Annotated in this window: 15 protein-coding genes, 1 tRNA gene and 1 pseudogene; 8 read left to right on the top strand and 9 right to left on the bottom strand. The window is 69.6% G+C overall.

Annotation, left to right across the window (positions count from 1 at the left end):
• Positions 1–13 precede the first annotated feature (13 nt).
• The gene (locus AB0K21_RS40965; RefSeq protein WP_364157939.1) at positions 14–223 is read left to right on the top strand and encodes a DUF397 domain-containing protein; all 210 of its coding nucleotides are present in this window, start codon (positions 14–16) and stop codon (positions 221–223) included.
• Between the two features lie 54 nt (positions 224–277).
• Positions 278–1804 carry an ATP-dependent DNA ligase gene (locus tag AB0K21_RS40960; protein WP_343980217.1) on the top strand — a complete coding sequence of 509 codons (1527 nt, stop codon included), beginning with the start codon at positions 278–280 and terminating at the stop codon, positions 1802–1804.
• Positions 1805–1825: 21 nt separating this feature from the next.
• Here AB0K21_RS40960 and AB0K21_RS40955 read toward each other — a convergent pair whose 3' ends face one another.
• Positions 1826–2416, bottom strand: coding sequence for a DUF1707 and DUF4870 domain-containing protein (locus tag AB0K21_RS40955; RefSeq protein ID WP_343980213.1), 591 nt, complete (start codon positions 2414–2416; stop codon positions 1826–1828).
• A 193-nt stretch (positions 2417–2609) separates the two neighbouring features.
• Between AB0K21_RS40955 and AB0K21_RS40950 the strand changes: the two genes are divergently transcribed.
• Positions 2610–2948, top strand: coding sequence for a hypothetical protein (locus AB0K21_RS40950; protein WP_343980210.1), 339 nt, complete (start codon positions 2610–2612; stop codon positions 2946–2948).
• Here the strand turns inward: AB0K21_RS40950 and AB0K21_RS40945 are convergent.
• From AB0K21_RS40945 to AB0K21_RS40920, 6 genes are all read right to left on the bottom strand, one after another.
• The gene (locus AB0K21_RS40945; protein WP_343980206.1) at positions 2915–4096 is read right to left on the bottom strand and encodes a DUF4192 domain-containing protein; all 1182 of its coding nucleotides are present in this window, start codon (positions 4094–4096) and stop codon (positions 2915–2917) included. The genes AB0K21_RS40950 and AB0K21_RS40945 overlap by 34 nt on opposite strands.
• A gap of 172 nt (positions 4097–4268) precedes the next feature.
• Positions 4269–5042, bottom strand: coding sequence for an EI24 domain-containing protein (locus AB0K21_RS40940; RefSeq protein WP_343980204.1), 774 nt, complete (start codon positions 5040–5042; stop codon positions 4269–4271).
• Between the two features lie 88 nt (positions 5043–5130).
• Positions 5131–5724, bottom strand: coding sequence for a nucleoside triphosphate pyrophosphatase (locus AB0K21_RS40935; protein ID WP_343980201.1), 594 nt, complete (start codon positions 5722–5724; stop codon positions 5131–5133).
• A 113-nt stretch (positions 5725–5837) separates the two neighbouring features.
• A complete protein-coding gene (ftsH, locus tag AB0K21_RS40930; protein WP_343980198.1) occupies positions 5838–7844 on the bottom strand; it encodes an ATP-dependent zinc metalloprotease FtsH in 2007 nt (668 codons plus the stop codon).
• A gap of 229 nt (positions 7845–8073) precedes the next feature.
• The gene (locus AB0K21_RS40925; RefSeq protein WP_364157928.1) at positions 8074–8940 is read right to left on the bottom strand and encodes a hypothetical protein; all 867 of its coding nucleotides are present in this window, start codon (positions 8938–8940) and stop codon (positions 8074–8076) included.
• Positions 8941–9206: 266 nt separating this feature from the next.
• Positions 9207–10484 (bottom strand): MFS transporter, encoded by a 1278-nt coding sequence (locus tag AB0K21_RS40920; RefSeq protein ID WP_343980191.1) that lies wholly within the window; start codon positions 10482–10484, stop codon positions 9207–9209.
• A gap of 351 nt (positions 10485–10835) precedes the next feature.
• Here AB0K21_RS40920 and AB0K21_RS40915 point away from each other — a divergent pair, with 351 nt between their 5' ends.
• On the top strand, positions 10836–12572 hold the full coding sequence (locus AB0K21_RS40915) for an ABC transporter family substrate-binding protein (protein ID WP_343980188.1): 1737 nt from the start codon (positions 10836–10838) through the stop codon (positions 12570–12572).
• Between the two features lie 116 nt (positions 12573–12688).
• Complete coding sequence (locus AB0K21_RS40910) at positions 12689–13081, top strand: DUF3224 domain-containing protein (RefSeq protein WP_364157923.1); 393 nt, start codon at positions 12689–12691, stop codon at positions 13079–13081.
• Positions 13082–13140: 59 nt separating this feature from the next.
• Here the strand turns inward: AB0K21_RS40910 and AB0K21_RS40905 are convergent.
• Both AB0K21_RS40905 and AB0K21_RS40900 read right to left on the bottom strand, forming a co-directional pair.
• Positions 13141–13213 (bottom strand) — tRNA-Ala (locus AB0K21_RS40905).
• Positions 13214–13329: 116 nt separating this feature from the next.
• Positions 13330–14841 carry a von Willebrand factor type A domain-containing protein gene (locus tag AB0K21_RS40900; protein ID WP_364157920.1) on the bottom strand — a complete coding sequence of 504 codons (1512 nt, stop codon included), beginning with the start codon at positions 14839–14841 and terminating at the stop codon, positions 13330–13332.
• Positions 14842–15132: 291 nt separating this feature from the next.
• Between AB0K21_RS40900 and AB0K21_RS40895 the strand changes: the two genes are divergently transcribed.
• The 3 genes and pseudogenes from AB0K21_RS40895 to AB0K21_RS40885 form a co-directional block, all read left to right on the top strand.
• Positions 15133–16902 (top strand): asparagine synthase-related protein, encoded by a 1770-nt coding sequence (locus tag AB0K21_RS40895; protein ID WP_343980179.1) that lies wholly within the window; start codon positions 15133–15135, stop codon positions 16900–16902.
• A 68-nt stretch (positions 16903–16970) separates the two neighbouring features.
• The gene (locus AB0K21_RS40890; RefSeq protein WP_343980177.1) at positions 16971–17111 is read left to right on the top strand and encodes a hypothetical protein; all 141 of its coding nucleotides are present in this window, start codon (positions 16971–16973) and stop codon (positions 17109–17111) included.
• 803 nt (positions 17112–17914) lie between these two features.
• Positions 17915–18213, top strand: a pseudogene (locus AB0K21_RS40885) (hypothetical protein); the annotation flags it as partial.

The raw sequence follows: 18213 nt of genomic DNA, 5'->3' as shown, positions 1-18213 counted from the left end.
TCTGAGTACCGCCGTGTGGCGGAAGTCGTCACTCTCCGGAGACAACGGCGGCCAGTGCGTCGAGGTCGCCGCCAACCTGCCCGGTGCCGTCGCGGCCCGTCACCGAAGGGCTTCGGTGACGGGGGCCGCCCACCCCGCTCTCGCGCACGCTTCCGGGGAACACGACGGCTCCTCAGCTCCTCGCCATCGTGAACGACAGGGCCCCACGCTGCGATTCCGGTGAAAAGCAGGCCGCCCTCTCACCGAAATGTCGCTTACAGCTCTTAGGCTGGCCACTGTGTTGTTGATCGATCTCGCGCGCACCTCGGCGGCCGTGGCCGCCGGCTCCGCCCGGCGGGCGAAGACCGCTCATCTCGCGGAGCTGCTCGGCCGGGTCGAGCCGGATGAGGCGGAGATCGCCATCGCCTACCTCTCCGGAGAGCTGCCGCAGCGCAACGTCGGCGTGGGCTGGACGAGCCTGCAGGATCCGCCCGAGCCCCGGCTGGCCGCCACCGCCACCCTGCGCGAGGTCCACGACCTCCTCGACCGGATCAAGGCCCTGGCCGGTCCCGGCTCGCAGAGCGCACGCAGGGCGCTCGTCGCCGAGCTGTTCGGCGCCCTCACCCGCCAGGAACAGGTCTTCCTGTCACGCCTGCTCAGGGGCGAGCTGCGCCAAGGCGCGCTCGAAGGGGTGATGATCGAGGCCGTGGCGAAGGCGGCCGGGGTGCCGGCCGCCGAGGTCAGGCGGGCGCTGACGCTTCGCGGCTGGCTCCCCGCCGTCGGTGCCGCCGCCCTGTCAGGCGGGGTCGAGGCGCTGCGCGCCTTTCGCCTGGAGGTCTGCCGGCCGGTGTCGCCGATGCTGGCCCAGAGCGCCACCTCCGTCGCGACCGCGTTCGGCAAACTCGGCGGCCCGGTCGCCGTCGAGTGGAAGCTCGACGGGGTCAGGGTTCAGGCACACCGCTCCGGCGACCGGGTGTCCGTCTTCACCCGCGCCCTCGACGACATCACCACTCAGGTGCCCGAGCTGGTCGAGGCGGTGAGCGCCCTGCCCTCCAGCGACCTGGTTCTCGACGGCGAGGTCATCGCGCTACGCCCCGACGGCCGCCCCGAGCCCTTCCAGGTCACCTCCGGCCGCGTGTCCAGCCGCACCGACGTGCCGCGAGCCCGTGACAAGACCCCCTTGAGCGTCTTCTTCTTCGACGCGCTGCGGGTCGACGGCGCCGACCTGCTCGACCTGCCGGGCGCGGACCGTCACGCGGCCCTGGCCGCGGCCGTGCCCCCGGAGCTGGTGACCCCGCGCCTTGTCACCGGCGACGTCGTGGACGGCGAGGCGTTCTTCAAGGACGCGATCAGGGGCGGTCACGAGGGCGTGGTGGTCAAGTCGCTCCTGACGCCCTACGCCGCCGGAAGGCGCGGAGCAGGCTGGATCAAGGTGAAGCCCCGGCACACGCTCGACCTCGTCGTCCTGGCCGCCGAATGGGGCCATGGCCGCCGCGAGGGCAGGCTGTCCAACCTGCATCTGGGCGCCCGCGACCCGCGAAGTGGCGGGTTCGTCATGCTCGGCAAGACCTTCAAGGGCCTGACCGACGAGTTGCTCGCCTGGCAGACCGACCGCTTCCTCGGCATCGCCGAGGGCCCCACCGACGGCTGGACGGTCACCGTCCGCCCCGAGCTGGTCGTCGAGATCGCCTTCGACGGCGTGCAGCAGTCGAGCCGCTACCCCGGCGGCGTGGCTCTGCGCTTCGCCAGGGTCATCCGCTATCGCCCCGACAAGACGGCGGACCAGGCCGACACCGTCGACATGGTCCGCTCCCTCATGCTCTGACGCCTCCCGGCCTCCACCGGGTCACTTCACGAGGCGCAGCGTGAGGGGGTAGCGGAAGTCTCCGTCGCCCATCGCCGCGACGCCACCGATGACGGACAGCACCACGCCGCCGATCCAGAGCAGCGGCGTCAGGACGACGCCCACCACCGTGATCGCCAGCACGATGGTGGCCGCGATCAGCGTCAGCTGGAAGTTGAGAGCCTCCACCGCGTGTGCCCGGATGTAGGGCGAGGTCTTGCCCGCGGTGAGCATCAACACCAGCGGGCCGAGGATGGGCAGGCCGGCCAGTGGGAGCAGGTGCGCCGCCGCCGCGCCCAGACGCTCCGCTCCGGTGTCGCCGCCCCGCCTGCCGAGGTGCCCGCGGTGGCCGTACGCCGCCTGGGGTGTGACCGGCTGGAACACGGGCCGGACCGGCTGCGTGCCGTACAGCTCGTTCATGATCGGCATGAGGTCGCCGTGCACGCGGGCCGTCATCGCCCGCTCCAGCCTGTCGTCGAACTCGACTTTGTCGAGCCTTCCCTCCGTATAGGCGGCCTGGACGTGCTCGACCACCCGCTCACGATCCTGGTTGCTGACCCTGAGCTCCGCGTAACCGGGCCCGGGACCGCCCACCGGCACTCCCCCGTGCCACTGACCCGCCGATGCCGTTGTACCTGCCATGAGACCGATACCCTTTCGTCGCCTCTTCGACCTCAATGCTCGTCCAGATTGTCGGCCGGGTATATCAGGATGAACCCCTATAGGCCCCTGAAACCGACCCTTGGCCTTCCACCGCGGATCGAGCAGGAGAGGTATACAAAGAGACATGAGATGGCGAGATCGCTATGGGTTGAGGCGCAAGCGCGGGCCGAAAATCGCCAAGTTCGACCGCGACGCCACCGATGCCGACATCGAGGCGCTCATCGCCTTCGCGAAATCACGCCGGGGCGTGGAGTTCTACGTCGAGCCGGAGACATTCGCGACCGACACCACGGCGATGGCCGTCGCCGACGACGGCGAATGGACCCGGCGCCGGGTCGGCTCCCCCGCCGTGATCCGCAAGGTGGCCCGTGACCTGGCTCTGCCCGTCTACGACGTGCAGCTGACCGGCTATCCCCCCCGGATGAGGGCCTACAACGAGCGCCAGAAGCGCGCGGAGAGCTGAGCCAGGAACCCGGTGGTCGCATCGTGCGCGGGGCCACCGGGTTCTTCCAGCAATGCGGCCATCGGGAGCAGCCAGGCCATCTTGGGGCTGCCCATCTCCTGATCCAACTCCTCGGGGCTGGGCATCCTGTCGTTGAGGGCGTGTGGCGGGACCAGGTGGTGGATCGCGTGCATGAGCAGGTGAGCCATCGAGTATCCGGGATCGGCCTCGAGCGCCCGGGTGAGGGCGACGCCCGCCAGGGCGGAGTCGCCCCGCCGCCAGGCGACCAGGCCGAGCAGCGAGGCGGCCGGGGGCACGAACCTCGGCTCCAGCCTCCGGGTGAGGTCGTGCCAGAGCTTGAGATGCGCGTCATGACCGTCGTCGGTGACCAGTGCCCACGCCTCGTCGCGAATTCTGATCACCGCCAGGTCGAGCCCCAGCCTGGCCGCCTGGTCGTCGTCGAGCCGACCGCCCGAGGCGCAGGTGGCGATCGCCTCGCGGACCCTGGCCACCCCCTCCGCGACGAACTCCACCGCTAGCTCGTCGGCGTCACGACATCCGGCGAGCCTGCCGCTCAACTCCGCCATGAGGCGGCCCGTCGCCTCCCGCATGGCCACCCGCGCGGACCCGGTGACCGGGTCGAGTGAGCGCTCCAGCGCCTGCCTGTCCGGCCACGCGACCAGTCCGTGCAGGATCGCCTCGGCCGCGACGACGGTGGCCCGCCGCTCGTACGGCACGCCTTCGACGGGACAGCAGTCCGTCCGCGCGCAGCCGTACGACCAGTAACGGCCGTCCTCCACCCGGAGCGCGTCGACGACGGTGAGACCACCTCCGCGGAACAGCGCGCCGGCCTCGTCGATGGCCGGGGTCACCAGCGGGCCCGGACCGTAGCCGACCATGACGACCTGCGTGACGTCCTCCTTCCGGAACAGCGGAACGATGCCGCCGAGGCCGCCGGACGCCAGGGGCAGGTCCCATCGGACGGTGAGGTGCAGCCTGCTCCTGGGCAGACCGCCCGTGAGGCCGATGACGACCAGGCTCTCCGCGGGATGGAACCCCAGCAGGTAGGGAACCGCGCCCAGGATGTCCTCGGTGGAGCCGAGCAGGAGCTGAGGCCGGGAAGCGGGCGGAAACGGGGACTCGGGCGAGTCCGGGCTCTCTGTTGTCATGGCCGGAAGCCTCCCGGACCCGCTCCCGTGTCCTTCGGCCCGAACTCCTTTCTGTGGACGGAACGTGCGACCGTCCACAGCCGGGCTGACCCCGATCACCGGTCCGCGGGGCCCACCGGACCGTCCCCCTCAGCACCGTCGCCCCTGCCCCGGGCGCTTTCTCAGGCGCCTCTCATCCCGTCCGCTCCGCCGGCAGGAGGATCGGGGTCAGGCGGGTGCGGACCATGATGGCCGCGCCGGCCACGGCGGGAGGCATCGCGATGATCGCGACGAACGGGACGAGGAAGAGCAGGAAGAGCAGGACCCCGAAGCCGAGCGCGGGGGCCTTGTTCGCGCGGAGCAGGCCGAAGCGGCTCTTGCGCGCCAGTCCCCTGCGTTCCAGGGCCAGTGCGGTCAGCTCGATCGTGAGGAAGAAACCGGAGACCAGGGCGCCCAGCACCGGAACCACCGTCTGCCCGAGCACCGGCACGAAGCCGAGGAAGAACAGCGGGATCGTGAACAGCAACAGCCAGCCGAGGGTGACCACGCTGTCCCTGATGGATCGGGGGATCGACTTCCACAGCGGGAGTTCGTACCCTGTCGGCACCTCCCCGTAGGTCTCCTCCACCTTCTCGGAGAGCTTCTCGTAGAAGGGGTCGCCCAGGATGAGGGTGATCGCCGTGAAGGTCACCACGGCCAGGACCACCCCCGCACCGAAGAGCGTCAGTCCGACCAGCGCGCGCAGCGCGGTCCGTGCCCCCTCACCCCACCCGTCGGCGAACGGCGTGCCCCACGCGGCGATGTCCAGCGCGTTCTTGCCGAGGAGGTAGAGGCCGACCGCGTAGAGGACGAACGCGATCAGCGCCGGGATCAGCCCGAACAGCCACCAGCGCGGATATCGCGCGACCCAGCGCAGTCCCTGGAAGAAGAACCCGATGCCGTCCAGAAAGGAGCGGAAATGACCCATGGCGGAAGATTATCGGGATCGGCCGTCAACCGGGACTGCTCCTCATCGCCCGGATGCCGGCGAAGCGGACGCGGACCGGGTCCGCGGGTCAGGCGCGCTGCCAGAGGCCGGGCACGGAGACGCCGAGCGCCGCGAAGAGGCGGCGGAGCAGGGGCAGGGAGATGCCCAGGACGTTGCCGTGGTCGCCGTCGATGCCGTCGACGAACCAGCCGCCGCGACCGTCCAGGGTGAAGGCCCCGGCCACCTGGAGGGGCTCGCCGGTGGCGACGTAGGCGGCGATCTCGTCGTCGGTGGCGGTGCCGAAACGCACGACCGTCGCGCCCACCTTCGCCACCTCGCGTCCGTCCGCGGCGTCGATCACGCAGTGGCCGGTGAGCAGACGGCCCTCGCGGCCGCGCATGCCCCGCCAGCGGGCGACCGCCTCCGCCGGGGAGGACGGCTTGCCGTAGGCCCGGCCGTCGAGCTCCAGCACCGAGTCGCAGCCGATGACCAGACCGTCGGTCAGGCTCTCGGCCACCACGGCCGCCTTCGCGCGGGCCAGCGCGAGGCAGAGTTCGCTCGGGCTGTCGGCGGTGACGGCCTCCTCGTCCACACCGCTGACGATCACTTTAGGATCGAGTCCGGCGCTGCGGAGCAGGGTGAGGCGGGCGGGGGACGCGGAGGCGAGAACGATCTGGGTCACGCCGATCGAGCCTAGCGCGGCTCCGGCCGTCCCCTCGCCGCGAGCGGAGGTCCTCACAGGCCGGGCGTCCGGTCAACGGCCGCGGGCAGCGCACCCGGGCGGCGGCTCGCAGGTCAGGCGCGGGGCGAGGGCGGGAGTCGCGGAGGCGGTCCCGGAGGGGGAGGTTCGGGGGCGGCGCCCTGCGGAAGGCCGGCCGCGGCGTACGCCTCCGCCTCGCCGAGGGTCTCGTGCTCCAGCAGGGCCGCGACGATGCCGTCCAGGCGCTCACGGTTCTCCGCCAGGACCGCCAGGGCGACCTCGTAGCACTCGTCCACGATGCGCCGGACCTCCTGGTCCACCGCGGCGAGGGTGTCGGGGGCGGCGGCGGGCTGGCCGTCGCCGGCGCCGGGCAGCACGCTCAGCGGGCCGATCCTGGAGGACATGCCCCAGCGGCCGACCATGCCGCGGGCGATCACGGTGACCTGCTCCAGGTCGTTCTCCGAGCCGGTGGTGATCACCCCGTAGACGACCTGCTCCGCCGCCATGCCTCCGAGGGCACCGATGATCCGGTCGCGCAGGTATTTCTCGTCGTAGGCGTACTTGTCGGTGTCGGGCGTGGAGAGCGTGACACCGAGCGCCCGCCCACGCGGAATGATCGACACCTTCCTGACCGGGTCGGCGCCGGGCTGGAGCATACCGAGGAGCGCGTGGCCGGCCTCATGGTAGGCGGTGCGTCTGCGCTCTTCCTGCGGGATCACGACGGCGCGGGCCGTGCCGAGCAGGATCTTCTCCAGCGCGTCGGCGAAATCGGGGGTGCGCACCCTGTCGTGGCCGCGCTTGGCGGCGAGCAGCGCCGCCTCGTTGACCAGGTTGGCCAGGTCGGCGCCCGTCATGCCGGGGGTGGTCCTGGCCAGCCGCTCCAGGTCCACGTCGGCGGCGAGCGGGACGCCCCTGCTGTGGACCCGGAGGATCGCCAGCCGGCCCTCGACATCCGGCACCGACACCACGACGGTACGGTCGAACCGGCCTGGACGGAGCAGCGCCGGGTCGAGGACCTCCGCCCGATTGGAGGCGGCGATCACGATGACGCCCTCGGAGCCGGTGAAGCCGTCCATCTCGGTGAGGATCTGGTTGAGAGTCTGCTCGCGCTCGTCGTGCCCACCGATGGTGCTGCCGCCGCGGACCCTGCCGATCGCGTCGATCTCGTCGATGAAGATGATCGACGGCGCGACCTTGCGGGCCTCGTCGAACAGCTCGCGCACCCGCGAGGCGCCGACCCCCACGATCATCTCGATGAACTCCGAGGCGCTCGCCGAGAAGAAGGGCACGTCCGCCTCGCCCGCCACGGCGCGGGCGAGGAGTGTCTTGCCGGTGCCCGGTGGCCCGGTGAGCAGTACCCCCTTGGGCAGCTTCGCCCCCAGTCTCCGGTACTTGTCGGGGTCCCTGAGGTAGTCGACCACCTCGGCCACCTCGTTCTCCACCTCGTCGATGCCCGCGACGTCGTCGAAGTCGACCCGGACCTTGGCCGGTTCCACCGGCTTGGCCGCCTTCGACCTGCCGAGGCCACCGAGTCCGCCGAGTCCGCCCATCCCGCCGCCCATCGCGGACGCCGAGCGCCGTATGAACCAGATCCACAGCCCCGCCAGCAGCAGGACCGGCAGCAGGGAGAGCAGCAGGTTGGACAGGAAACTCCGGCCGCCGACGGGCTCGGCCTTGATCTTCACGCCCGTCGCGGTGAGCTGCCGGTAGAGGGCGGCCTGGTCGGCGAAGACCGGTATCTCGGTGGAGAACCTGTCGTACTCGGCGTTGCCGCTGTCGGGGTCACGGGCGGGCTTTTTGAGGGTGCCCTGGATCGAGGTACCGGTGGCGTATATGTCCTTGACGTTCCCCGCCCGCACCTGATCGGTGAACTGGGTGTAGGAGATCGGCTCGGTGGCCTCGCCGAAGAACGAGGAGACGATGAAGAAGCCCGCGTAGACGATGAACATGGTCACCAGGAAACGCACCCAGTTGATCCGCGGGCGCTGCGGGGCGGGCGGCCCGTCGGGCAGTCCCTCGGACCGCCAGGGCTTGGATCCGCGCTGCTCGTCGGCCGTGTCCTGGTCAGGCCCCCTGCGCTCCCGAGACGCCGGTCGCTTCAAGACTTCCCCCTCGACGGCTGGGGGAGCCTGCCCGGTCGGACACCCGGGGCACCCGGCTCGGTCCGGGCTCTCGAACCGAGGCCGTCCTCCGCCTGCGCCCCGAACCCGGAACCTCGCGCCCGGCGAGCGGACGGGAGGCCGTCGCGTGTGGCGATGGAGCGGCTTGCCGTGAAATTCCCCCGAGTTTCACCAGATCACATAGATATGGCGGTTCCTGCCCAGATGGGGCTTACTTCAATCTGAGGGAGGAGACCGCGGTGTTGATATCGCGCCAGCGCTTGCCCTGGGTGTCGGGGATCGTCACGAAGAGCATCGCTGGCTTGGCGCCGGGAGCCTCGACCACGGCGACGGCGGCCATGGAGGAACGCGCCTTTTTCTTGATCTTGTACTTCACCCGGTAGGCGAGCAGCCAGCCGTCCTTGATCGGCTGTGAGGCGACCCACCCGATCCTGCTGCCCTTGGGGTGGTGGTTGAGTGTCCACCGGGCCGCCAGCAGCGCGGTGTCCTTCGCCTTCCGCTGCACCAGGATCGGCACCGGGCTGCTCACGAGCATCGCCCGGTGCGCGATCCCCTTCACCTTGGGCAGCACCTGCTTGGTGGAGAACGGCGACGCGCCGAAGACCTTCCAGGGCTTGCCGAAACGAATCAGCGACACCCCCGACCTGTCGTCCTCGATGCGGCGCTTGCTCTTGTACGCCTTGCCGGGGAGCCGGCCGAGCCGCTTGTCACGCGGCAGTTCGGGCACCCGGGGGTCGGCGAGGGCCGCGATGACGGCGCTGCGGTCAGGTGCCGGCTCCCAGCCCTCGGGTGAGGGGGACGGAGCGGCCGTCTCGGCAGGACTCTCCGACGGGGACGCCTGCTCCGACGCCGAGGCCGACACCGAGGCGGACGGCTCCGGCGAGGGTGGACCGGGCGAGGGTGGCGCGGCAGATGGCGCGGCGATCTGCCCCGTCTTTCCCCCGCCCGGTTGATCTGAGGAGCCCGAGGAGACGAAACCGACCACGGCCGCGACGGCGGCCAGGACCAGTGCGACGCCCACGGCCAGGATGCGGTAGATCACTCGCATCGGCAGGTCGCCGATACGGGACCGCTTCACCGGTGAGTCCGATGGTTTCGGGGAGCTCTTCACCACGATTTTCGGCAACTCCGACGTCTCCGCCTCGGCGGTCACATATGTCGGCGTGGGACCCGTCTCCCGGGTCCCCTGAGTCCCACCCAACCCATCGAGCACGATCGGGAGCGTACGACAAATCCGGTTTTCCCGTGCGGGATCCCCATCACACTTCGGGAACGAGTACCTTCCACACCGACCCACCCGGTGGCCGTGGCCTGGCCGCCCGTCCCCTCGGGACGGGGAGGAGATCAGACCTTCGAAGACGCCTGTTTCCTGGTGATGACCACCGACATGATCGCGGCGGCGAAGCAGAGCAACCCCGCGGCGTACCAGGCGAGATCGTAGGCGCCGAAGTGGTCACGGGTGACTCCCGCGGCGACCGCGGCGACCGCCGCGCCGATCTGGTGGGAGGCGAAGACCCAACCGAACACCACGGCCCCGTCGGGACCGTAGATCTGGCGGCACAGGGCGACGGTCGGCGGGACCGTGGCCACCCAGTCGAGGCCGTAGAAGATGATGAAGACCAGCATGCTGGGCTCGGCGGTGGCCCCGAACAGGCTTGGCAGGGCCATCAACGAAAGGCCCCGCAGCCCGTAGTAGGCACCGAGGAGGACGCGCGAGTCGATCTTGTCGCTCAACCACCCGGACGCCACGGTGCCGACCACGTCGAAGATCCCGACCAGCGCGAGCAGCCCGGCGGCGACCGGCTCGGCCATGCCGTGGTCGTGGGCGGCGGGGATGAAATGGGTGCCCACCAGGCCGTTGGTGCTCATCCCGCAGATCGCGAACCCCCCTGCGAGCAGCCAGAAGGGGCGCGTGCGCGCGGCGCTCCGCAGCACGCCGAGGGCCCGCGAGGCGGCACCACCGGTCCGCGCGGGCCGCACTGCCGGGGGTGCGGCCGGGTCGGCGCCCAGGGCCGTGGTGCCCACGTCCTGCGGCCGGTCACGCAGCAGGAACCAGACCAGGGGGACCACTGCCAGAGCCGCGACGGCGACCGTGACGGCGGCCGACCGCCAGCCGCTGTCGGCCGCCAGGTGCGCGAGGACGGGCAGGAAGACGAGTTGCCCGGTGGCGCCGCCCGCGGTGAGCACACCGGTGACGAGGCCGCGGTGGCGGACGAACCAGCGTTCGGTGAGGGTCGCGGCGAAGACCAGGGCCATCGAACCGGTGCCGAGGCCGACCAGGACACCCCAGCACAGGACGAGCTGCCAGGGGGCGTTCATCAGGATGGTCAACCCGCTGCCTGCGGCGACCAGCAGCAGGGCGTACGTCACGACCCTGCGCATTCCGAAACGGTCCATGAGCGCTGCCGCGAAGGGCGCGGTCAGCCCGTAGAGCATGAGGTTGACCGAGACGGCCAGCGAGATCGTGCCCCGGGACCAGCCGAACTCCTCCTGGAGCGGTGTGATCAGCACGCCGGGCGTCGCCCGGAACCCGGCCGCGCCGAGGATGGCCACGAACGCGACTCCCGCCACGATCCAGGCGCGGTGCAGCTTACGTTCGGGCGCCCGAAGAGTCGTTGTCATGCGCCCCATAATCGGGGGGCGAAACACTCCACGCGAGTGGCCTGAGTGCCAACATCCACAAGGATCGGGCCAGGTTCCCTCCGGAGTACCGCCGCTTTTCCCTGTGCGGGCGCCCTTCCGTACGCGGGCACACCGAGAGCTCGGTAAAGGCCATCTCACATACTGGGAGAATTCGCTCAAAGGTTCTGTTTTTTCTATTCTCGTCAACTGGGGGTCTCGCATCCGGCATGGTCACGGGGAGACGCGAGGCCGGTCTCCGGTCCCGCGCGGCCACCAGGGAGCGACGACACTCGCGCTCCGCGGGGCCGATACGGGACCGGCCGGAGAACGGGCGATCGAAGGAGTGGTGCCGTGTTCCACAGGCGAAGGTCGGCAGGGGTCCTGGCACTGCTGGCGTGCGGCTCGCTCCTGCTCGGCGCCTGCGCGAGCGCCGATCCGACGGACGACCCGACGGCATCGGGCTCGGAGCCGAGCCAACCGGCCGATACCATCGCCTACGCGTACGAACAGGAGTTCCACTCCTACAACAACAACACCACCGCCGAGAACGCCACGCGCAACGCGGCGCCCCTGCAGCGGGTGCTCACGGGTTTCTGGTTCTACGGTGACAAGGGCGCGATCGTCCCCGACAAGGACTTCGGAACCTACGAGAAGATCTCCGACGACCCGCTGAGCGTCAGGTACACCATCAACGCCAAGGCGGTCTGGTCCGACGGCACCCCCATCGACTGCGACGACGTCATGCTGTGGTGGGCCTTCCGGTCCGGCAAGGTCAAGGGCTTCGCCTCAGCCGACACCAACGGCGTCCAGGACACCGAGATCCCCGACTGCGAGAAGGGCGGCAAGGAGTTCACCCTGGTCTACGACAAGCCGTTCGCCGACTGGGTGGCCGGCGGCCCCGGCGCGACCGAGATGCTGCCGGCCCACGTGGTCGCCGAGCAGGACGGTCTGTCCGAGGAGGACTTCATCGCGGCGGTCAAGAACACCGACTCGAAGAAGCTCGCCGAGGGCATCAAGTTCTTCAACGACGGCTGGGTCTCCGAGGGGAGGCTGCCCGAGGCCAGGCTGATCCCCTCCTCGGGACCGTACAAGCTCTCCAAGCTGGACGCCGGGCAGCGGCTGACCCTCATCGCCAACGACAGGTGGTGGGGCACCCCCGCCGCGACTCCGACGATCGTCGAGCGTTTCATCACCCTCGACGAGCAGGCGCAGGCGCTGCAGAACCGCGAGGTCCAGATCGTCGAACCCCAGCCGGGACCCGAAGTGCTCAAGCAGTTGCAGTCCCTGCGGGGGGTGAAGGTCAGCGCCTCCGACAAGTACACCTACGAGCACCTGGACTTCAACTTCCACTCCAGCCCGTTCCGCGACAGAAGGTTGCGCGAGGCGTTCGCCAGATGCGTGCCCAGGCAGCTCATCGTCGACCATCTGATCAAGCCCGTCGCCCCTGCGGCCAGGCCCCTGCAGGTTCGCACCGTGGCCCCGTTCCAGGCCAACAGTGCCGCGGTCGTGGCCGCCAGCGGCAGCGCCGACGTGTACATGCGGCAGGACATCGCGGGGGCCAGGGAACTGCTGCGGAAAGCCGGCCAGACGGGGCTGGAGGTCAACATCGGCTACCAGACCCCGAACCCGCGCCGCACCGCGGCGGTGCAGCTCATCATCGACTCCTGCAACAAGGCCGGATTCAAGGTCGTCGACAAGGGCTCCGAGGATTTCCTGGGCACCGTGATGCCGACCAACGGCTACGACGTGGCGCTGTTCGCCTGGTCGGGTTCGGCCCTGGTCAGTGGCTGGGCCTCCAGCTTCACCTCGCCGCAGAAGTGCGACGCCCACAGCAAGGGCAACAACAACGGCTGCTACTCCAGCAGGCGGGTCGACCTCCTCATCAAGGAGTTGAACTCGACCGTCGACCTGGCCGCCCAGGACCCGATCATCGGTGAGATCGAGAAGCGGCTCTGGGACGACCTGGCCACCATCCCGCTGTTCCAGCATCCGGGACTCAGCGCGTGGGACGAGACGCTCCAGAACGTCGTCCCGAACCCCGCGCAGTCGACCATCACCTGGAACATGGACAAATGGCGCCTTTCCTAGAGTCTCCCCTCCTCACCGCCGCGGTCATGGATGGAGAGCCCCATATCTGTCACTAGATGACAGGTACGGGTGCCAGGGTGAGCACAAGAGCCGAGACTTCCAGAGGGAGCCCACATATGCCTCGTGCCACCGGAACCTTCACCATCGACAGCTGGGATCCGCACCCCTACGACGAGGCCGAAGGCGCCACGCTCTCCCGCGTCCACATCACCAAGACCTTCGACGGCGACCTGGCCGGCACCAGCACCACGGACATCATCACCGCGATCGCCCAGGTCGAGACATCGGCGGCCTACGCGGGCTTCGAGCGCTTCACCGGCACCGCGCACGGCCGCAAGGGCACCTTCGTGCTCCACCACACGGCCACGGCGCACGCCACGGAGTCGGAGCTGAGCTGGACGATCCTGCCCGACTCGGGCACCGGGGAACTAGTGGGCATCCGGGGCGGAGGGCAGATCGTCAACGACGACGGCGCCCACTCCTTCCACCTCGACTACGAGCTCGGCTGAGAGCGATTCGCCCAGGGAAACAGCGAAGGGCGGCCGTCTGGCCGCCCTTCGGTGAGGAGTGGAGCTATGGGGATTCGAACCCCAGACCTCCTCCATGCCATGGAGGCGCGCTACCAGCTGCGCCATAGCCCCTCGGTGTAACCGTTTGTCGCCGGACCCGGCCCGGCGACCACGCCAGCATATAGGAAATCAGTCCCTACCCTGTAACCACCGGTGCGGGCCGGGGGTGCCGACCCGCGCGCGGGCGTCTACCGTAACGATCCGGCCTTCCCGATCAACGTCGCGAGCTCGGTCACCGCGGGATCCTCGGTGGCCGCCGCCAGGCGGGTGGCGTGGGCGGCGAGGTCCTCAGGGGCCGCCCCGGCGATCCCCTCCCCAGTACGCAGGTACTCGGCGAAGCCCGCGGCCACCACGTCGACCTGGAACCTCGGCGCGGAATCCCGCCACAGCGAGGACGCCAGGTCACCGGCCGCGAGGGAGCGAGTGGCCTCGGCGGGGTCGCGGGTGTCGGGGTCCTGCCAGCGTACGGTGGCGGTGGCCAGCTGACCCGACGCCCCGCCGCGCAGCCGCACCTCGTACAGAGCGGTCACCGAGTGACCGGGGCCGATCTCGCCGCCGTCCTTGGCGTCGTCGCGGAAGTCCTCGGTCGCGAGCTGCCGGTTCTCGTAGCCGATCAGCCGGTACGACTCCACGACCGAGGGGTTGAACACGACCTGTGCCTTGGCGTCGCGGGCGCGCAGGTCGAGGTTGGTGGCGAGTTGCTCGACGAAGACCTTGCGCGCGTCGTCGACGGAGCTGACGTAGACCGCGGCGCCGTCCCCGTTGTCGGCGAGCTGCTCCATCAGCTGATCGCCGTAGTCGCGGCCGACGCCGACGCACAGCAGGGTTATCTTCTTGCCCGCGGCCTCCTCGACCCGGGCCAGGATGCCCTGCCAGGTGGTGTCACCGACGTTGGCCAGTCCGTCGGAGAGCAGGATGACACGGTTGACCGCCACCGCCCTGAGGCTCGTCGCGGCCTCCGCGTAGCCACTGGTCAGCCCCTCCTCCAGGTTGGTCGACCGCCCTATGGCGAGGCGCTCGACGGCGGCATGGAGCCGGTCCCTGTCGGTTGCCGGGGTCATGGACAGAAGGACGTCCGCCCGGTCGCTGAAGGCCACGACGGAGACCTGGTCTCCGGGCCCGAGCTGGTCGACGAGCTTGTGCAGGGCCTCCCTGACCAGGTCGATCCTGCCGGACTCGCTCATGGAACCGGACACGTCCACCACGAAGGTGAGGTTCGCCGGGCGCCGTGCCTCCGCTGCCGCCCTGCGGGTCTGCAGGCCGACGCGGAGCAGCGCGGTGCCGTTGCCCGGTACACGAGCGCCGTCCATGTGCACGGTGAAGCCGTTGTCGTCCGGCTCCCGGTAGTCCTGCGCGAAGGAGTTGACGAACTCCTCGGGCCGGACCTGACCCGGCTCCGGCAACCTGCCCTCCTGGATGATCCGCCTGCTGTAGCCGTACGAGGCGGTGTCCACGTCGAGGGCGAAGGTGGAGATCTGCTCGGCGGCGGTGTCACGTCGCCTGGCGGCCTCGGCCTCGGAGCCCTCGTTCCCGGAGGTGGCCGGACCACCGGTTTCCGCGAGGGAGTGCCGCGGGACCTGCTTGCCGGATTCGGGCATCGGCTGGCCGGCGGCTCCCTTCTCGGCCGACGACCCTCCACAGGCGGCGGCGGACAGCAGGGCGATGGCGGCGAGGGCAGTGGCGAGCGGGCGTGACTTCATGTCGCCTCCTAGGGATGCGTGTCATTCCCTACGACGGCTCCTTCCACCTTTCCGCCGGGGGCTTGACCCAAGCGAGCACAAACCGTGTTCGGCACGTGATCAGGGCTTTCAGGCCGGATCACGCCCACCGAGTCATCACAGAGGGGTGGACAGGCCCAGCCGGTCGTCACGGACGTCAGGCCGCGGTCACCGTACGGGTGGCGGCGTGTGACAGCATCTCGTTCATCTCGGCCATGCTGTCCGGCCGGACTCCCAGCCGTCTTGAAAAAACGCGACATAGGATCCTTCGTCATGCGGGTGTACCTCGGCCTCGCGGCCAAAGATCCGGAAGCCGGAATACCGGAGGCGATGCTGCGCCGTGTCAGGAACGCGATCGACAGCGCGTTCCCCGTACCACCGGAGGTCATCAGGTCGCGCGAGTGGCACCGCCCCGGCATCACCATGTTCGCCTGGACCAACGAGCCCGACGACTCACGGCAGCCGCCGCCGCTGATGACCGAGCACGACCGGGTGACCGGGGTGAACGGTTACCTGGCCGCACCGGACGACGTGAACCGGCTGGCGGGTATGACCGCGCTGGACAGCGCGGCGGTCGGCGGGTGCTTCTCGGTGTTCCGGGCCACCGGTGGCGAGTTGTCGGCCGCCACCGCGATCCACCGGGTCTGCCCGGTCTACTACGCCGAGACGCCCGACGTGCACGTGATCGGCAGCCGGGCCCTCCTTGTCCATCTCGCCTGCGGCGAGCGTGTCGACTGGGACGTGCTCGCGCTGCAGTCGATGGTCCGGCAGGGATACTTCCTGTCCGACGAGACGCCCTACCTCGGGGTGAGCGCGCTGCCGCCGTCCTCGTCGGTGACCGTCAGGGGCGGCACCCGTACGATCACCACGACCCCGCTCCCGACCGCCGTGCCGGCGCCGGAGTCGCGCAGGCGGAAGAAGGAGCTCGTCGGGGAGCTGGCCGAGGCGCTGCTGGCCACCGTGGAGCCGCTGCGCGCGGCGGGAGAACCGGTGAACCTCGCGCTCACCGGTGGCAGGGACAGCCGTCTGATCGCCGCGGTGCTGCACGCGGCCGGCATCCCGCTGCGCGCGACCACCAACGGCCTGGACACCCACCCCGATGTGATCCTCGCCGGGCGCGTCGCCCAGGCGCTCCGCGTCGAGCACACCGTCATCCCCCCGGCCCGCGCCGAGAAGAAGGACGCGATCGTCGTCGAACACCCGCTCGCGCGGGCCTACGAGACGCTGCGTGCCTGTGAGGGCATGACATCGGCGTACGAGTCGGTCGTCGGCTACCTCCCCTACAGCGCCAAGCCGACCATGTCCGGGCAGAGCGGCGAGATCCTGCGAGCCGGCGGCCTGCTGCTGCTCCAGACCGACCTGGGGGAGAAAGCCCTGCGCCGCCGGGTGGACGTGACCTTCCTGCGAGATCCGGCGCTGTTCAGCGAGGCGGCCAACGAGCACGCCCGCGAGCTGGCCGGGCCGTGGCGAGAGCGGGCTCCGCTGGAGGCGCTCGACCACATGTACATCTCCTACAAGGTCGGCCGCTGGCACGCGGGGGCGCGGGCGGGCTCGCTGCGCCGGGGCGACCAGATCTGGCCCTTCCTCGACAATCGGGTGGTCCGCGCCGCGCTGGGTCTCGACCAGACCTGGCGGCTGTCGGAGGAGGTCATCTACGAACTCCTCGGCATCCTGGCCCCCTCGCTCAGGGACATCCCGATCGAGGGCAAACCATGGCGATTCACCGCCGGGAGGCGGTACTACCCCTGGCAGCGCAAGCCGCAGGTGCTGACCGCGCCGAAGACCGGCGGCGGTGGCTGGAACTGGCGGACCAGCCCCGGTACGGAGCTGACCGGCCTGATACGCGACCACGTCCTGGGGCGCCTCGACCTGCTGACGCCCATCGTCAACCCCGACGAGGTTCGTGCGCTGTTCGCCGAACCCGTCCTCAAAAAGCCCAACCAGGCTTGGCATCTCTACACGGTGGCCACCATGCTGGGTGGGGACTATCCCGGCAAGGAACCCGAGGGCCTGTCCAGGATCCACATCCCCATCCCGTCCTGACCCACCTCCAGGGCCGACGCCGGGGAGGTCCGCCCCTTACCGGCTCCGTGGCGAGGCCCGACAGTGGCATGAAGGTAGAAGAGATCGCGCCCGCGATGGACTTCGACAGCTCGGCGACCTTCCGCCACCGGTTCACCCGGGCGATGCGCGCCTCTCCCCCTGCCTACCGTCGGACGTTCCGCGCCCCGCTGTCGCCCACCCGCCTATAACGGGTAGTCGCGAAAGCTTCGCCCCGTTCGGACCAGGAACCTCCCGGCCTGCACATCACACAACGTTACGCGTACGACGTACGAAGATCGTGCCCGACGAGTACTTCCCGACAGTGGAACGTGTTCCGCGAGCAGGCGTTCTCAACGGCGACGACGACGGCTCCGACCTCGGCCCACAGCCGGTACCGGACGGCGTCGAAACCTACCTTCAATCACCGCACAGTTACCCCTTATCCGACTTGAGTGAATATAATTCACTTATCCAATTAATTGCCGCGACAAGGATATTAGGATTTTATGTAGCGATTCAAATTTACCGCAAGCAAAGAAACGCGCACCTCCCATCAAGCTTCCACACCTGATTCGACCGGCACTTCTCCCACCACTTCCCGAGCGTTCAAAGAATGGCCGCACAGCGTTTTCGCTGAATGCAACGGGAGAGACAACGCACGTGTCTATTTTCATGAAACGGACCCTTGCGGGCGGCGCGCTCGCCGGGGCCGTCCTTCTTCTGCACTCCCCTGTCCCAGTTTCAGCCGATTCGCAGCTTTCAACTTTGACGCAGGCTCGTCTCGAGAGAATCGAATCTGCCAGGGGAACGCAGGTTGACCCCTGTCTTCTGGCGCTTTCCACTATTTGCACGAGCTTCATCTCCGTCCCCGGAACAGTTAACGCCCGCGACCTCTCCAGCACCAAGGCAATCATCCAGGGCGCATTGCAGCCACAGCCGACCTCGGACAGTTCGGCTTATATCCCGCTGTGCAAGTGGCTGGGTCTGCCAAGCTTCCTGTGCCGGATTCCCGATGGAGTCCAGGGTCCTGCTGGACCCGCAGGGCCCAGAGGCCCGGTGGGGCCCCGAGGCCCCGCGGGCGCAACCGGACCTGAGGGCCCCACCGGCCCCGCAGGACCCGCAGGACCGGCAGGCGCCGATGGCGCACCCGGACCCGAAGGACCCGCAGGACCGCAAGGACCTGAAGGACCCGCAGGACCCGCAGGCGCCGACGGCGCACCCGGACCCGAAGGACCCGCAGGACCGCAAGGACCTGAAGGACCCGCAGGACCCGCAGGCGCCGACGGCGCACCCGGACCCGAAGGACCCGCA

Origin of the sequence: Streptosporangium sp. NPDC049248 (assembly GCF_040678965.1) — a bacterium.
GTDB lineage: Bacteria > Actinomycetota > Actinomycetes > Streptosporangiales > Streptosporangiaceae > Streptosporangium > Streptosporangium fukuiense.
The sequence above is the reverse complement of the archived record's forward strand: the minus strand, read 5'-3'. Positions and strand labels throughout refer to the sequence as shown.